Below are 17,422 nucleotides of genomic sequence, written 5' to 3'. Positions count from 1 at the left end.
CTCAATCTGTAAGAAAGCAGCAAAKAGATGGTGGAGGGGGACGGATTCGAACCATCGAAGGCGGAGCCGGCAGATTTACAGTCTGCTCCCTTTGGCCACTCGGGAACCCCTCCAGGGTGTTTTCTTACTCTTCGCAAAGTAAGCTTAAATGAGGTTTTCCCAACACATTCATTCAAGTTGTTCTCATACTTTAATAAAGCAGAGAAGATATGGTGGAGGGGGACGGATTCGAACCATCGAAGGCGGAGCCGGCAGATTTACAGTCTGCTCCCTTTGGCCACTCGGGAACCCCTCCAGGGTGTTTTCTTACTCTTCACAAAGTAAGCTTAAATGAGGTTTTCCCAACACATTCATTCAAGTTTGTTTCTTACAAGACTCTTTACGAGAATCACAAGAAAAAATATGGTGGAGGGGGACGGATTCGAACCATCGAAGGCGGAGCCGGCAGATTTACAGTCTGCTCCCTTTGGCCACTCGGGAACCCCTCCAGGGTATTTTTATACTTAAAAGAAGTTTTCCCAACGCATCTCTCAAGTTCGGAGCGCATCATAGCAAACTCCTAAATACTGTAAAGCGTTTTTCTTCTGATTTTGAGTTGAATGGTGTCTTTTTGGACAAAGATGCCTGTAATTGAACGTTTTACTACCAATTGAGGTGATTTTTAATTGCGATAGAGTGAGTAGGATTTACATTCCTTGACGTTTCTAGCACGAAATTACGAGTAAAATGAGGATAGATATTTCTGGATGAATACATAGTAATGAAAAATAAACTGATTCTAACGTTGCTTACTGCGTCAATTTTAAGCGCTTCTCCGGCTGCATTCGCTCGTGGTCCACAAGGTTCACAAGCCGTCACTGTTGTGACTGAGCAAGTCCAAACCCACCAAGTTTCCCAATCTCTGTCTTTAGTCGGTAAATTGGAAGCGGCGCAATCGGTGATGGTATCGCCAGAAACCACCGGAAAGGTGGAAATTATTGCTGTAAAAGCCAATCAAGAAGTTAATAAAGATCAACTGCTGATCCAACTTAATGATGATAAAGCGCGAGCTTCGGTAAAAGAAGCGCAGGCGTATTTAAAAGATGAGCAGCGTAAGCTGAAAGAATTTGAGCGTTTGGTGAAGCGTAATGCGATTACGCAAACAGAAATCGATGCGCAAAAGACCAATGTTGAGATCGCTCAAGCACGCCTTGATGCCGCCAATGCGAACTTAAAAGACTTGCACATTAGTGCGCCATTTGCAGGCACGATCGGTTTTATCGACTTTAGCCGCGGAAAAATGGTGTCTGCAGGGACAGAGTTACTGTCGCTTGATGATTTGTCAGTGATGCAATTGGATCTGCAAGTGCCAGAGCGTTACCTTGCCAAGATTGAAAAAGGCATGCAAGTTTCAGCCACCACTAGTGCTTGGGGTGAACAAGTCTTCCAAGGCGAAGTGGTGGGGATCGATTCGCGTATTAATCAAGAGACCCTCAACTTACGTGTGCGAATCAACTTCCAAAACAGCGAGTTAAAATTGAAGCCGGGTATGCTGGTGTCTGCTGATATGGATTTCCCTGCGATTAACGCACCGATTATTCCCGTTCAAGCATTGGAATACTCAGGGACAAAACGTTATGTCTACGTGATTGGTGATGATAACAAAGCGACGCGCACTCAAGTATTGCTGGGCGCACGTGTTGAAAACCAAGTTGTCATTACCGATGGGCTAACCATTGGCGATAAGATTGTTGTGCAAGGCATCGTTAACATGCGTGATGGCGCAAGTGTTAAAGAACAAGGCAGTGCAGACCAAAAGCCACAGCAAGCAAAAGGTGACAAGTAATGTGGTTATCTGATGTTTCAGTAAAAAGGCCAGTCTCGGCTCTGGTACTCAGCTTGCTGTTGTGTGTGTTTGGTATCGTTTCGTTCTCCAAACTCGCCGTGCGAGAAATGCCGGATATTGAGAGCCCAGTGGTGTCGATCAGTACGCGTTATGACGGCGCATCGGCCACCATCATTGAAAGCCAAATAACGTCGGCACTGGAAGATCAGTTGTCGGGGATCAGTGGCATTGATGAAATCTCCTCAACCACGCGTAATGGCATGTCACGCATTACGATTACCTTTGATCTAGGGTACGACTTGAATACCGGGGTGAGTGATGTGCGAGATGCGGTTGCACGTGCACAGCGCTCACTGCCTGAAGAAGCCGACGATCCAATTGTTTATAAAAACAATGGTTCAGGTGAAGCCTCGTTATACATCAACTTAAGCTCATCCAATCTCGACCGAACGCAATTGACAGATTACGTTGAACGCGTATTGATGGACCGTTTTAGTTTGATTTCAGGGGTGAGCTCGGTAGATATCTCGGGCGGCTTGTACAAGGTTATGTACGTCAAACTCAAGCCAGAATTAATGGCTGGGCGTGGCGTGACTACCGCGGATATTACTCAAGCATTGCGTAATGAAAACTTAGAAAGCCCAGGTGGTGAAGTTCGTAACGATCAAACCGTGATGTCGGTACGTACCGCCCGCACTTACAAAACCGCCCAGGATTTTGAGTACCTTGTGGTGCGCCGCGCGAGCGACAACACACCGATTTACCTCAAAGACATCGCAGATGTTTACATCGGTGCTGAGAACGAAAATTCGACCTTTAAGAGCGACGGTGTGGTCAACGTGAGCTTGGGCATTGTGCCGCAATCGGACGCTAACCCGCTTGAAGTTGCGACGGCAGTGCATAAAGAAGTCGAGACCGTTCAACAGTTTTTACCTGCTGGGACTCGCTTAGCGGTCGATTATGATTCAACCGTCTTTATCGAGCGCTCGATTGCCGAGGTGTATAGCACGCTATTCATCACTGGTGGTCTGGTTATTCTTGTACTGTACATCTTTATTGGTCAAGCTCGAGCGACCCTGATTCCTGCCGTTACCGTGCCGGTATCATTGATCTCTTCATTTATAGCCGCTTACTTCTTTGGCTTCTCGATTAACTTAATCACGTTAATGGCGTTGATTCTTTCCATCGGTTTGGTGGTGGATGATGCCATCGTGGTGGTTGAAAATATCTTCCATCACATTGAACGTGGTGAAAAACCACTGCTTGCGGCTTATAAAGGGACACGCGAAGTCGGTTTCGCCGTTATCGCAACCACCTTGGTATTAGTGATGGTGTTCCTGCCAATCTCCTTTATGGATGGCATGGTGGGCTTGCTGTTTACCGAGTTCTCCGTATTGCTGGCGATGTCGGTGATTTTCTCTTCATTGATCGCGTTAACACTCACGCCAGTGCTTGGTAGCAAGATTCTTAAATCGAATGTGAAACCAAGTCGTTTTAATCTCTTTATTGAACGCTTATTTAGCCGTTTAGAGAAAAGTTACCGCAATCTATTGATTGCCGCGTTGAAAGCGAAATGGGCTGCGCCTGTGGTGATTTTAGCGTGTATGGGTGGCAGCTATGGCTTGATGCAGCAAGTACCGTCACAGCTCACGCCAAGTGAAGATCGCGGCGTCATCTTTGCTTTTGTTCGTGGTGCTGACGCGACCAGTTACAACCGTATGTCGGCGAATATGGATATTGTTGAAGAGCGCTTAATGCCGCTACTTGGACAAGGTTTCCTAAAGTCATTCAGTATTCAAACGCCGGCGTTTGGCGGTATGGCGGGTGACCAAACTGGCTTTGTGATCATGATACTGGACGACTGGAATGATCGTTCTGTTACTGCGCAACAAGCGCTGGGTGAGGTTCGTAAAGCACTGTCTGGTATTGCTGATGTGCGTGCGTTCCCGTTCACACCGGGCTTTAGAGGTGGTTCAAGTGAGCCGGTACAATTTGTATTAGGCGGTGCGGATTATCAAGAGCTGAAAGATTGGTCTGAAAAACTGAAACTGTTGGCGGAAGAATCTCCCTTTATGGAAGGGGCGGAAATCAACTACTCAGAGAAAACGCCAGAGCTATTGGTAACGGTAGACAAACAACGTGCGGCTGAACTGGGCATTAGCGTTTCGGAGATCTCTGAAACCCTTGAAGTGATGCTTGGCGGTAAACGCGAAACAACCTTTGTCGAACGTGGCGAAGAGTACGATGTTTACTTGCGTGGTGATGAAAATAGCTTTGGTAATGCCGCGGATCTGACACAGATTTACATGCGTACAGCATCGGGCGATTTAGTGACGTTAGATGCGGTGACTAAGATTGAAGAAGTCGCATCATCGGTACGTTTATCTCACTACAATAAGCAAAAATCGGTGACGATTTCAGCCAACCTTTCTGATGGTTATACGCTGGGCGATGCATTGGATTATTTGGATCAGCAAGCGATTGAAATATTGCCAAATGACGTGAGCGTAAGCTATTCCGGTGAATCGAAAGATTATAAAGAGAACCAATCGAGTGTGATGGTGGTCTTTGCATTGGCATTGCTGGTGGCTTATCTCGTACTGGCCGCGCAGTTTGAAAGCTTTATTAACCCGTTGGTGGTGATGTTTACCGTCCCGATGGGGGTATTTGGTGGCTTCTTTGGTCTGTTTGTTATGGATCAAGGTTTCAATATCTACAGCCAAATTGGCATGATCATGCTGATCGGTATGGTGACTAAAAACGGCATCTTGATTGTTGAATTTGCCAACCAATTACGCGATCGCGGTTTGGAGTTTGAAAAAGCCATCATTGACGCTTCTGCACGTCGTTTACGTCCGATCTTGATGACGGCATTTACGACGCTGGCGGGTGCGATTCCTTTGATTCTTTCAACGGGAGCGGGTTACGAAAGCCGAGTGGCTGTGGGTACGGTGATCTTCTTTGGTATGGCGTTTGCGACCTTGATTACCTTGTTCGTGATTCCTGCGATGTATCGTTTGATTTCAGGCAGCACTCAAGCACCAGGTCATGTTGAAGCGGAGCTTAACAAAGAGCTTAACCATGATTTTAAAGGGCGAACTTCTCACGGTGAGCTTGGCGACATGGGTGAGCACTAATCCGTAATTAATTGACCTTCACGTTATGTCACACAAGGTGAAGACAATAAAAAACCGAAGCCATGGCTTCGGTTTTTTATTATTCAAGAACAGCGAGCGCAGACTCGTCTGATGAAGAGGGGCTCGCGAGCGTTAATTACGCTGCGTCTTCTTCTTGCTCGTCTTGCTCAATATCCGCGACAGCTTCAATCTTTTTCGCTTTCTTTGGTGCAGGACGACGCTTTGCGCCAATTGCGTAAAGCAATTCATCTTTGTTTTGAGCTAAGAACATCGCCAAGTCTTCTTGCTTCGCTTCGTCTTCTAAAATGTCGCTTTTACCGAGTAGTGCAAATAGCTCGTCTGCTGTATCCAGCATTTTGTCATAAGCATCCGCTTCCGCTTTAGAGGCAAAAGTCATTTTCTCTTCTCCGTTGCGTTCTACTACGTATTTTACGATTACAGCCATGGTGGTTCCTCTAGCTCTAATTAATGTTCAATTACTGGCTGTTTATACAGTTTTTAACCAAATAAGTCTAGATGACAGCTTAAAAGTGCGACTCAGATGCTCACCATTTGTGCCGTGCCTTTTCGGTTGCCCGGTTTTTGTTCGGCGGTTGCTTCTGTGGTTATTGAGTGGCTGGAGGTGTTGCTTGATCCCACTGATAACAAAATTCGATAAAATTTTTCAGTAACGGATTTTGGTACTTTTCTTTATGGACAAGCAGCCAAAAGCGACGCTTCATATCCAGTGGCAAATCAAGTGTGATCACTCGGCCATCTTTTAGTGCGGGCTCTGCCGCTAAACGAGAAAGACAGGCAAGGCCAAGACCTGCTGAGACACAATTGATGAGCGCTTCGGTGGTATTGAGCTGAAAGGCTTCTTGCCAATGCTCGATACGCGGGGCGATGGCACGTAAAAAGAACTCGCGTGAACCGGATCCCGGCTCACGTAAGATCCAAGCACTGTTTTCTAAGTCACTCACCGCGGGTATCGCCATTTTTGCGAGTGATGAGTGTGGGCTGCAAATGATGCACATTTCATCTTGGCTAAACGGCGTTGAGACAAGTTCTGGGTGCAACGTTTTTCCTTCAATCAGTGCAAGATCGAGCTCATAGTCGACCAGTTTCTCGCAAATCAATGCAGAGTTTGAAATAAAGAGGCTTTGAGCTTGATGCCCTGTTTGTTGACGAAAGGCGCTAAGGAGGTAAGGCGCAACTTGATTGCCAATCGTATCACTCGCGCCAATTCGCAGTTGGCCCGTTAACGTCGAATCATCTTCAAGTAATTGTTCAATGTCTTTTGCTCGGTGCAGTAATTCATCGACCAACGGCAGCAATTTTTGCCCTTCTTGATTGAGCACTAAGCGCTTATTGACCCGATCAAATAATGAATGGCCAAGCTGTTTTTCTAGCTCTGCCAGCGCCATACTTACCGCGGCTTTAGAGAGAAAGAGCGTTTGTGCGGCTTCGGTTAACGTGTCGCAGTGGTTGATGGTGGAAAAAACCTTGAGCTGCTTTAGCGAGATATTAACGGCCATAAATGATTCATTTTCCGGTTTAACTTTCTTGAAGAAGTGTCGAGTTAGTCTTTGTTTAGTTTAACTGAACATGAGTTTTAAATAATTAGATATATATTAACAAAGTGCAAGCGTAGAATGATGGCATAACAAAGAGATTGAGCGGAGTGTGAGCCATGATCACAGCAACAAAAGCAAAAGTATTCGGCGCGCCAACACCAATGGCAGGATTGGCGTTGGGTATTGCAAGTCTCGGCTGGTGTTGGGAGAACGCCGCTGACTTAAATGGTATTGGTCAATTGACGGGTGCTGCCATTGCCTCTTTATTGTTGGTGATTCTTGCCGTGAAGTTCTTCTTTCATCGTCATCTTTTAAGCGAAGATCTGGCTCACCCCGTTGTGGGCAGTGTGGTACCGACTTTTGCGATGGCGACCATGGTTGTGTCGAATGCACTTGGTCAATTCTCGCCATGGGCGGGTGACGCTTTATGGTTATTCGCGGTTGCGTTGCACATTGCGTTCTTAGCCAGCTTTATTTGCCACCGCTCGCAAGCGTTTGAACTGCATCATATGGTGCCAAGCTGGTTTGTACCACCGGTGGGTATTGTGGTGGCGGATGTTTCTTTTTCAGGTAACCCTCACCTGGCCTTTATCGCTCAAGGAACATTAATTTTCGGTCTTGTTGCTTATGCGGTCATGCTGCCTGCAATGATCTACCGTTTGATCTTTGCGCAAGAAATTCCAGACGCGGCGAAGCCAACATTAGCGATTTTGGCGGCGCCTGCCAGTCTTTCATTGGCCGGTTACCTCAGCGTGACGAGCGATCCATCGCCAGTAATTATTGGTGTGCTATTTGGTATTGCTGTCTTGATGACCGTCGTGATCTATTTAGCGTTTATTAAATTGCTTCGTTTACCTTTTAGTGCCGGTTTTGCCGCGTTTACCTTCCCAATGGTGATCGGTTCGACGGCGTTGTTTAAATTGAGCGCTTGGATGCATAATATCAATGTCGCGGATCACTATGTTGCACAAGTGCATGGTTTAGCGTTGGTTGAATTGTGGATTGCAACCTTAGTGGTGGGTTATGTGGCCGCGCGTTACTTCCATTTCTATCAGCCACACAAAGTGATCATGCGCCGCGGAAGTAAATAGAAACCGCAAACTTTTGTTCTCTGTGTGATGGTCTTTCTCTGTGTCATAAACCAAGAGTGGTACGTGTTGTACCCTCTTGGTTTATTGGTTTTTATCGTTTGAATAAATAAGCAGCAACACGACGCAAACACGAGTCAAATCGGCAGTAAATACAGGGCAGTTATGCTACGCTCAAGTCAGTTTTGCTAACCATTTTGAGCGTCTATTTTGTTTACTGTTTATCACTCCAATCAAGTTGATGTACTGAAATCCCTCCTGGTTGAGCTGGTTAGAATTGACCCGCTTGAGAACCCATTTGAAAAAGAACAAATATTGGTTCAAAGCCCGGGTATGTCGCAGTGGCTCAAAATGGCGTTAGCAAAAGAGTTTGGTGTTGCTGCCAACATCGATTTCCCGCTTCCTGCGACGTTTATCTGGAACATGTTCACGCAAGTATTGGCGGATGTACCTCAGCGCAGTGCCTTTAACAAGGAATCGATGGGTTGGAAGCTGATGCAGATTTTGCCGGGCTTACTCGACCAAACGGAATTTGCTCCCCTCCAGCGTTATTTAGAAGATGACAGCGACAGCTCAAAGCTCTATCAGTTAGCGGAAAAAATTGCCGATATCTTCGATGGCTATTTAGTGTATCGCCCAGAATGGATTGCCGCTTGGGAATCAGGCCAAGTTGTCGCGGAGATTGGTGATGAACATCCGTGGCAGCCGATTTTGTGGCAAGCGCTGTACGACCACACCCTAGCGCTTGGACAATCGCCGTATCACCGTGCGAATCTTTATGAGCATTTCATCGATAGCTTAGCGAGCTACCAAGGTCGCTTTGAAAATTTACCTAAGCGTTTGTTTGTGTTTGGTATTACCTCATTACCTCCGCGCTATATGGATGCGCTTAAAGCGCTCGGTGAGCATATCGATGTGCATTTAATGTTTACCAACCCTTGCCGTTATTACTGGGGCGATGTGCGAGACAGAAAATTCCTCGCTAAGCTCGCGGCGAAGCAGCGTAAACACTTGGTATGGCGCGACGAGCATTCGGAGATTGATGGGGAGAGCGATCAGCTCAAAGGCAGCATCGAAGATAATCTTGCTTTTGATGAGGCCGACTCTCATGTGCTTGATGGTGAAAATGCCGATCTGCATACCGATGTGGTCGGTAATAGCCTCTTAGCATCGATGGGGAAATTGGGCCGTGACAATATGTACTTGTTGTCACAATTGGAATCTCATGAGATTGAAGCCTTTGTCGATATGGGGCGTGACTCCTTATTGCAGCAATTGCAGGCCGACATCCTCAATCTTGAAGAACATCAAGATGATCAACAGTTAACCTCAAGCCACCACAAACAAGTGGTGCGTGGTGATGACCATTCGCTAACCCTGCACGCTTGTCACAGCCCAATGCGCGAAGTGGAAGTGCTGCACGATCAATTACTCAGCATGTTTGATGCCGACCCAAGCCTAAAACCGCGCGACATTATTGTGATGGTGGCGGATATCAACGCTTATAGCCCTGCGATTCAAGCGGTGTTTGGTAACGCGCCGGGCGAACGCTTTATCCCTTATTCGATTTCTGACCGCAGTGCTGATCAAGAAAGTCCAATCCTAGCCGCATTTATGCAGCTATTGAATTTAGCCAACACCCGCTGCTTAGCGTCTGAGTTATTAGAGTTATTGGAAATTCCGGCGATCCTAAACCGTTTTGATTTGAGTGAAGACGAGTTTTTACAAGCGAAGATTTGGGTTGAAGAGTCGGGTATTCGTTGGGGGTTAAATCCTGAGACAGGCGCAGAGTTTGATTTGCCTGCCACTGCGCAAAATACGTGGCAATTCGGTATCGAACGGATGCTATTGGGTTATGCGATGCCCGAATCGGCGGGGCTTTTTGATGATGGGCAACAATCGCTATCGCCATATAACGAAGTGCAAGGTATGGGGGCTGAACTGGCGGGCAAACTGGCACACTTTATTGATACGGTGAGTTGCTATCGCCACCAACTCGCCAATGCACACAGTATTGATGATTGGCGTCAGCTGCTGACCGCCATGTTGGATGATTTTTTCAAAGTCGAATTAGAGGGCGAAGTTGCTCTAAAATCGATTCGCGACACCCTCACTTCGCTAAGAGAACAGCTTGATGATGCCGCTTATCACGCGGATCTTGCCCCGAGTATTATTAGCCAGTATTTACAAAATAAACTGTCGGGTACTCGCGTGAGTCAGCGTTTCTTAGCCGGTCAAGTGAACTTCTGTACCTTGATGCCAATGCGCTCCATTCCTTTTAGAGCGGTGTGCTTGCTGGGCATGAATGACGGCGTTTATCCACGTTCAATGCCACCAGAAGGGTTTGATTTGATGAATGGTCGCACTCGAGCGGGCGATCGTTCTCGTCGTGACGATGACCGTTATCTGTTTTTAGAAGCCCTTTTGTCTGCGCAGCAAACGCTCTACATCAGTTATGTTGGCCGCTCGATTCAAGATAACACTGAGCGCGTACCGTCGGTTTTGGTCTCTGAGCTGCTGGAATATTGCCATCAGAACTACCGTTTGGCGGACGATGCCGATCTGAGTTGTGATGAATCCGGTGACAAATTGCTGGCTAATTTGCACCGACAGCATGCGATGGTGCCGTTTAGCCCAGCCTCGTTTAGCGATACTTCGACCTCGTTTACGAGCCACACCAGTTACGCGAAAGAGTGGCTACCTGCGGCGAATCGTCAAGGTCAACGCAGTGGTGAATTTAACCGCCAGCTGAGTGATTATCTGGCCGACGTCAGTTACCCAATTGATTTGGATTTGGTGGAACTGCAACGTTTTTGGCGCTTACCAGTGCAGTATTTCTTCAATCGCCGCTTAAAAGTGATGTTTGAACCTCCACTGCCGATCATGCCCGATGAAGAGCCGTTTATTCTCGACGGTTTAGAGAGTTATCAAATCCGCGACGCATTACTGGATCGTTTACTGACGGAGCCGTTGCAAACCAATGCTAATCCTGAACAAACGGTGCAAACCTTTGTCGATCAGCAGCGCGCTCAAGGCAAGTTGCCGGTCGGGGCGTTCGGGGATATCGAGTTTGAAACCAATCGCGTGCAAGCGGAGCAATTAGTAGAAGCGTTGCGTTTTGTGACCAGCGCGCCGGGCGATGATATTGAAATCAATCTTACGTTTGATGTGCTTGGAGAAGGCAAACCGATCTTATTGCAAGGTTGGCTGACTCAGTCTTATCAATCGGGACTCGTTCGCTATCGCAGCGGAAAAATTCGCCCACAAGATTATTTGTCGGCGTGGATTGATCATCTTGCGATGTCAGCCATGGGGATCGCCAAGCGCACGCATATGATGGGTTATGATCGCAAAGAAGGCGTCGTGCATCTGATTTATCCACCGATTGATGACCGTGATTACGCCAAAAACTTATTGGCGGAGCTGGTGCGTTTGTTCTATCAAGGCATGACGCAGCCACTGGCTTACTTCCCAAAAACCTCACTGGCGTCGATTGAAGCGGGCTTTAGTCGTGGTGGCGCTTGGGCGGATGACGAAGAAAAATCGCTGAAAAAAATGGCTGAGTCGTTTAACGATGGTTTTATGAGCAGTGGCGAAGGGAACAACGCTTACATAAGTCGTATTTGGCCACAATGGAATGAGACCTTAGCGCAAGACGTACGTTCATTAGCGGCATTGGTCATTCAAGCACCAAGACTATTGGTTAAAGACGCGCATGATGAATAACGACAGTCTGGTGGTCCAGCGGTTTAGGTGTGTGGCAATTAAGGTTGTGACATTGCAGATAAATTGTGCAGAGAAGTGGTTGGCCGCCAGTAAATCGTTATTAATGTGTAGGGCGTTCGCTGTGCGGCCAGTGGTCAGAGGGACCATTATTCGGTGGGTTGGCAAATTGATAACTTGCTCAACACGTGGCGCGGATATTAAAGCTTAACTGGGGGAGGTTCTGTGAGAGCGCTCCCATTAAATTTGCCGCTTTTGTTTTAGGCGCAGATAAACACTCAATATCAAGGCTAAGTCACATTTAAGAATGTGAATGATTTGATTCAGAAGTTACATAAAGGTTTGATTGTTATGACATCGAATTCAGTTGTCACCTCACTAGAGACGATGACGTTCCCATTGCATGGCGCTCGACTCATTGAAGCGTCGGCAGGCACCGGAAAAACCTTCACGATTGCTGGGCTCTATTTGCGTTTGTTGCTAGGGCATGGCAAGGGTGATACGCGCCACCAAACGCCATTAACGGTCGATCAAATTCTGGTGGTGACGTTTACCGAGGCGGCAACCGCGGAGCTGCGCGATCGTATTCGCGCGCGTATTCATGATGCGCGTTTGGCGTTTGCTCGGGGAGAAAGTACCGATCCTGTCATCAAACCTTTGCTTGCTGAAATCGACGATCACAAGCAAGCGGCGATGATTTTATTGCAAGCTGAACGACAAATGGATGAAGCGGCGGTCTACACCATTCATGGCTTCTGTCAGCGCATGCTCACGCAAAATGCCTTTGAATCAGGTAGTCGTTTTAATAATGAATTCGTTACCGATGAAAGCCATCTTAAAGCACAAGTGGTGGCCGATTATTGGCGTCGTAACTTTTACCCATTACCGCTCAAATTGGCCGGTGAAGTGCGCTCAATCTGGAACTCACCATCGGCATTATTAGGTGAAATTTCGCGTTACTTAACCGGCGCTCCTTTGCAGCTCTCCGTTGCTGCAATGCAAGGGGATTTGAGTGAGTTACATCAGCAGAATTTAGCGAAAATTGATCAGCTCAAAGCGCTGTGGCGTGAGAGCGCCGATGATTTTCTTGCGTTGATCAGCGACTCTGATATCAACAAACGCAGCTACACAAAAAAATCCCTCCCGACTTGGTTGGACGCGGTCGGCGCTTGGGCGAGCAGCGACACGACTGGCTATGAATTTCCTGAGCAATTAGAACGCTTTGCTCAAAATATACTCATTGAGAAAACGGCCAAAGGGAAAGCGCCTGAGCATGCTGTGTTTGCTCAAGTGGAAGCCTTCATCAGCCAGCCAATCAGTCTTAAAGCGCCGCTGCTGGCCCATGCGATTGAGCATTGTCGAGTGAGCTTAGCCAAAGCGAAACAACAAAAGCAGTGGCTGTCGTTTGATGATTTGCTTACCAACTTGTCGGCGGCGATGGATGCGGATGAACTTGGCGCATTGGCCGAGCGTATTCGCAGCTTGTATCCAGTGGCGATGATCGATGAATTCCAAGATACCGACCCGCTGCAATACAGTATTTTCAGTCGAATTTACTTAGATCATCCCGAGTGCGGCTTGTTTATGATTGGCGATCCGAAGCAGGCGATTTATGGCTTTCGTGGCGCGGATATTTTTACTTATATCAAAGCGCGTAATCAGGTTTCATCGCATTTCACACTGGGTACTAACTGGCGTTCAAGTGCCGATATGGTCGCGGCGGTTAACCAAGTGTTTGCTTTGCCTGACAGCGCGTTTATTTACGATCAAGACATTCCTTTTTTACCGGTTGCGGCGAGCCCAAGTGCTGATAAACGCGCTTGGTCACTCAATGGTAAAACACAGCCCGCACTGACCTATTGGTTGCAAGAAGCAGAAGACAAACCGCTGCCAAAGGGCGAATACCTCAAAGCGATGTCTCAAGCGACTGCGGATGAAATCCAAACTATTTTAACGGCGTCGCAGCAACAGCAAGCGCACTTTAGCAGTGATAAAGGCGATAAGGCGATTCAAGCGGGCGATATCGCCGTGTTGGTGCGCACCGGTAACGAAGGTCGAATGATCAAAGAAGCGCTGGCGAAGCAAGGCATTGCCAGTGTCTATTTATCTAACCGTGATAGCGTGTTTAGCTCGGCGGTTGCGCAAGATGTGCAACGTCTTCTGCAAGCGGTATTAACCCCTGAAAACGATCGTGCTTTGCGCGCCAGTTTAGCGTCAGAGTTATTCGCGTTAGATGCGGGCAGTTTGGATGCGCTCAATAACGATGAAACGGCGTGGGAAAACGCGGTTAACGAATACAAAGAATACCGTAAGTTGTGGCTACAACGGGGTGTGCTGCCGATGCTGCGCGCCGTTATGAGTAAACGCCATATCGCGGAACGCTTATTGGAAGAAGACAGCGGCGAACGAAACCTGACGGATTTGATGCACTTGGGCGAATTGTTGCAGCAAGCCAGTGGTGAACTTGATAGCGACCATGGTCTGTTACGCTGGCTCGCACAAGCGATCAGCGATGCACAAAATGGCTTTGGTGGCAGTGACGATCAGATCCAACGTTTGGAGTCTGAGCGCAATTTGGTGCAAATCGTCACCATCCATAAATCGAAAGGATTGGAATACGATTTGGTCTTTTTGCCTTTTGTCTTGAGTTACCGTGAAGCCAGTGAGGCGAAATATTATGACGCAGAAAGCGATCGCACTATTTTAGATATTAACCGTGATAAAGCCGCGTTAGCACAAGCCGACAAAGAGCGATTAGCAGAAGACCTGCGTTTGATTTACGTGGCGCTAACCCGTGCCGTTTATGGTTGTTTTATCGGTGCAGCACCATTGCGTAATGGTCGTTCAACCAAAGAGCCGACAGGTGTCCACCACAGTGCGATGGGCTATTTATTGCAAAATGGCCAAGCGGGTGGCGTGAGCGATTTGACCCAAGCAATAGAGTTACATACCAAAGGTCTGCCTTGTGTTGTGCTCGAAGGATTACCGGAATCACACCCGCATGGGTTTGTGACCCATGGGGAGGTTGAATGTACTTTGCATGCCAAAGAACTGACTCAAGCGATTGATCGCGGTTGGCGCATTACCAGTTATTCCGGCTTAGTGAAACAAGGTTCTCACCACCATGATAATGCGTCGAGTGAGCTATTAAGGCTCGATGTCGATTCATCTGGCGAGCAAGATGAACAAGAACTATTAGAGCCGGCTCGTTCGATTTTTACTTTCCCTCGCGGTGCGCGTCCAGGCACTTTTTTACACTCATTGTTTGAGGAAGTGGAATTTACCCAACCCGCCAGCAGTGAAGAGAATCAGGCCAAAATTATCGCGTTAATGGAAAGCGAACAGCTCGATATCGAGTGGTTGCCGATTCTCCAACAACTCGTTGATACCGTATTGGCGACACCATTGGACGGCAAAGATCTGCGTCTCAATCAAAAAGGGCCAGCACAACGTCTGGTGGAAATGGAATTTTTACTGCCGATTGAAGTGTTGGCGTCAGCGGAGCTCAACCGTGTGATTCAACGCAATGACCCGTTATCGGCGAAAGCGGGCGATCTCGGCTTCCAAACCGTGCAGGGGATGCTCAAAGGTTTTATCGATTTGGTGTTTGAACATCAGGGTAAATACTATGTGCTCGACTGGAAATCAAATCATTTAGGCGATGACATCGTGGATTATCATGGTGATGCTTTGCGTCAAGCGATGGCGGATCACCGCTACGATCTGCAATACCAAATTTATGCGCTAGCACTGCACCGTTTTTTGCGTAGTCGCGTGGCGGATTATGATTATCAACGCCACTTCGGTGGGGTGTATTACCTGTTCTTGCGGGGTATGGATGGTGCAGGCGAGCATGGTATTTTTTCCGCCAAACCGAGTTTTGAATTTTTAACTGAGTTAGATAAATTGATTGATGGCGAGTTGATTGAAAGACGCGATAACGCGGCAGGGCAAATGGAGTTGGGTCTATGAGTGTATTAATGACCACCCTTAAGCGTTTAGCGACAAAGGGCTCTCTTCGTCAGCTTGATTATCAGTTTGCGCGTTTTATTGAGGCAAAATCCCAACATCCAGAGCTGGCATTTATTACTGGCGTGCTGAGTAGCGAGTTAGGCAAAGGCCATATTTGTTTGCCTCTGAAGGATGTACAAGGCCAAGCGGTGGATCTCGCGACGAAGGTGGGCTTGTATGGCGAAGCCGCACTCGAACTCAACCAGTCTTTGTTGGCTGTGGATTGGGCCGCGTTACTACAACAATCGCCGTGGGTCAGTAAACCGAAAGAGCATGAGGCCGATCCATTGCCTTTGGTGTTTGATGGCGAAAGGCTTTATCTCCACCGCTATTGGCATTATGAAGTGACCTTAGCGGAAAAGTTAACCGGCTTTGGGGCTGCGATGATCTTAAAGCCTACAGAGGTGCAAAAGCTGTCCCAATTGCTCGATCATTTATTTGCTCGTAGCTATCACTTTCTTTTTTCCGCGTTGTCGCATTCACAGAGTCTGACGCAAGTACAGCGCCAACAGCTGGTGTGCGATCATCTGGATGTGGTGGATGACAGCCAACTCGATTGGAGCTCGATTGATCAAGTGCTTTTGCACGCCACGCGCGCAGAGCAGCTTTCTTCATTGGATCAGCTTGTGCCACAAGCGGCGTGCGTCAACTGGCAGAAAGTCGCGGCAGCGATTGCATTGACGAAACGTTTTGCGGTGATCTCCGGTGGCCCTGGGACCGGTAAAACCACAACGGTGACCAAATTGTTGGCGGCACTGATTGAGCAAGCACAACAAAGTGGCCACACACCGACCATTAAGTTAGTGGCTCCAACGGGTAAAGCGGCGGCACGTCTTACCGAATCGATTGGTAAAGCCGTGGATCAATTACCGGTTAGCCCTGAGTTAAAAGCGGCGATTCCGACCGAATCAAGCACATTACATCGCTTGTTAGGTGCGCTACCTAATAGCGCAGAGTTTCGCCACAACCAAGCGAATCCACTGCACCTAGATATTTTGGTTGTGGATGAAGCATCGATGGTCGATTTATCCATGATGTACAAAGTCGTTGAGGCTCTGCCCAAGCATGCTCGCTTGATTTTGCTGGGGGATAAAGATCAGCTGGCGTCGGTTGAAGCGGGGGCGGTATTAGGCGATATCTGTTCTTTTTATCATTATGGTTACAGCAGTGCGCAAGGGGAGTTAATTGCGCAATTGTCGGGGTTCACCACATTAGCCAATCAGCATGCGAACAATAAAGGCAGTCGTGTCGGCGATAGCTTGTGTATGCTGCAAAAGAGCTATCGCTTTGATGCGCGTTCCGGCATTGGCCAGTTAGCAAAAGCCGTCAATTCGGGGTCGGCTTATCAACTTGACGCGGTTTGGCAGCGTGGCTTTGAGGATATTGAGCAGTTTCCGCTTGATATGCAAAACTACAATCAGCTGATTCAGACCATGGTGGCGGAATACAGCCATTACCTCAAACGGATTGCGGTGCGCCAAACCCATTCAGAGAGCGGCGTTCAAGAAAGTATGACTCAGCTGGCAAAAGCAGGGCTTGATGCGTTTGCTCGTTGTCGCCTGCTGTGCGCCATGCGTGAAGGGGACTTTGGTGTCAGCGGTTTAAATCATCGTATTGAGCGAGCGTTGGTGGCGCGTAAACGCATTCAAACTCAAGATGAACTTTGGTATCACGGTCGTCCTGTGATGATTAGTCGTAACGATCATGCACTTGGTTTATACAATGGTGATATCGGCATCTGTATGTTGGATGATTCATTGGCAGAACCTCGTCTCAAAGTCTTTTTTGAATTACCCGATGGCAGTGTGAAATCAGTGCTGCCAAGCCGTGTGCCTGAACATCAAACCGCTTATGCCATGACGGTTCATAAATCACAAGGCAGTGAATTTGAATTTACCGTAATAATTTTGCCAAAAGACTTTAGTCCTATTTTGACGCGTGAATTGATTTATACCGGCATCACACGTGCGAAAAAACGTTTAGCGCTTTATGCGCAACCTGAGGTGGTCAAACGAGGCGTTAAAGTGATGACAGAACGAGCGAGTGGTTTAATGGTCCGACTGAAAGGTTAAGGTTTTAAAC

Annotated in this window: 8 protein-coding genes and 3 tRNA genes; 6 read left to right on the top strand and 5 right to left on the bottom strand. The window is 47.7% G+C overall.

What is annotated here, in order from left to right; translation table 11 throughout:
* Positions 1-28: 28 nt before the first annotated feature.
* From OJ16_RS02595 to OJ16_RS02585, 3 genes are all read right to left on the bottom strand, one after another.
* Positions 29-113, bottom strand: a tRNA-Tyr gene (locus OJ16_RS02595).
* Positions 114-210: 97 nt separating this feature from the next.
* Positions 211-295: transfer RNA gene (locus OJ16_RS02590), tRNA-Tyr, on the bottom strand.
* A 108-nt stretch (positions 296-403) separates the two neighbouring features.
* Positions 404-488, bottom strand: a tRNA-Tyr gene (locus OJ16_RS02585).
* A 272-nt stretch (positions 489-760) separates the two neighbouring features.
* On the opposite strand from OJ16_RS02585, the gene OJ16_RS02580 reads away from it, so the two are divergent.
* Entirely contained in the window at positions 761-1,825 is a 1,065-nt protein-coding gene (locus tag OJ16_RS02580; protein WP_040987059.1) for an efflux RND transporter periplasmic adaptor subunit, read from the top strand.
* Positions 1,825-4,962 (top strand): vibriobactin export RND transporter permease subunit VexH, encoded by a 3,138-nt coding sequence (gene vexH / locus OJ16_RS02575; RefSeq protein ID WP_040987058.1) that lies wholly within the window; start codon positions 1,825-1,827, stop codon positions 4,960-4,962. The genes OJ16_RS02580 and vexH overlap by 1 nt, the downstream gene beginning before the upstream one ends.
* A gap of 136 nt (positions 4,963-5,098) precedes the next feature.
* On the opposite strand, the gene OJ16_RS02570 is transcribed toward vexH, so the two are convergent.
* Positions 5,099-5,407 carry a YebG family protein gene (locus OJ16_RS02570; protein WP_005594192.1) on the bottom strand — a complete coding sequence of 103 codons (309 nt, stop codon included), beginning with the start codon at positions 5,405-5,407 and terminating at the stop codon, positions 5,099-5,101.
* Between the two features lie 160 nt (positions 5,408-5,567).
* Positions 5,568-6,479 (bottom strand): LysR family transcriptional regulator, encoded by a 912-nt coding sequence (locus OJ16_RS02565; RefSeq protein ID WP_040987053.1) that lies wholly within the window; start codon positions 6,477-6,479, stop codon positions 5,568-5,570.
* Positions 6,480-6,634: 155 nt separating this feature from the next.
* Here OJ16_RS02565 and OJ16_RS02560 point away from each other — a divergent pair, with 155 nt between their 5' ends.
* From OJ16_RS02560 to recD, 4 genes are all read left to right on the top strand, one after another.
* Positions 6,635-7,609 carry a TDT family transporter gene (locus OJ16_RS02560; protein ID WP_040987051.1) on the top strand — a complete coding sequence of 325 codons (975 nt, stop codon included), beginning with the start codon at positions 6,635-6,637 and terminating at the stop codon, positions 7,607-7,609.
* A gap of 207 nt (positions 7,610-7,816) precedes the next feature.
* Complete coding sequence (gene recC / locus OJ16_RS02555; protein ID WP_040987049.1) at positions 7,817-11,332, top strand: exodeoxyribonuclease V subunit gamma; 3,516 nt, start codon at positions 7,817-7,819, stop codon at positions 11,330-11,332.
* A gap of 348 nt (positions 11,333-11,680) precedes the next feature.
* Positions 11,681-15,301 carry an exodeoxyribonuclease V subunit beta gene (gene recB / locus OJ16_RS02545; protein WP_040987142.1) on the top strand — a complete coding sequence of 1,207 codons (3,621 nt, stop codon included), beginning with the start codon at positions 11,681-11,683 and terminating at the stop codon, positions 15,299-15,301.
* On the top strand, positions 15,298-17,412 hold the full coding sequence (gene recD / locus OJ16_RS02540) for an exodeoxyribonuclease V subunit alpha (protein WP_040987044.1): 2,115 nt from the start codon (positions 15,298-15,300) through the stop codon (positions 17,410-17,412). The genes recB and recD overlap by 4 nt, the downstream gene beginning before the upstream one ends.
* Positions 17,413-17,422: the final 10 nt, after the last annotated feature.

Origin of the sequence: Vibrio renipiscarius (assembly GCF_000827885.1) — a bacterium.
GTDB lineage: Bacteria > Pseudomonadota > Gammaproteobacteria > Enterobacterales > Vibrionaceae > Vibrio > Vibrio renipiscarius.
This window is presented reverse-complemented; position numbering and strand designations above follow the sequence as displayed.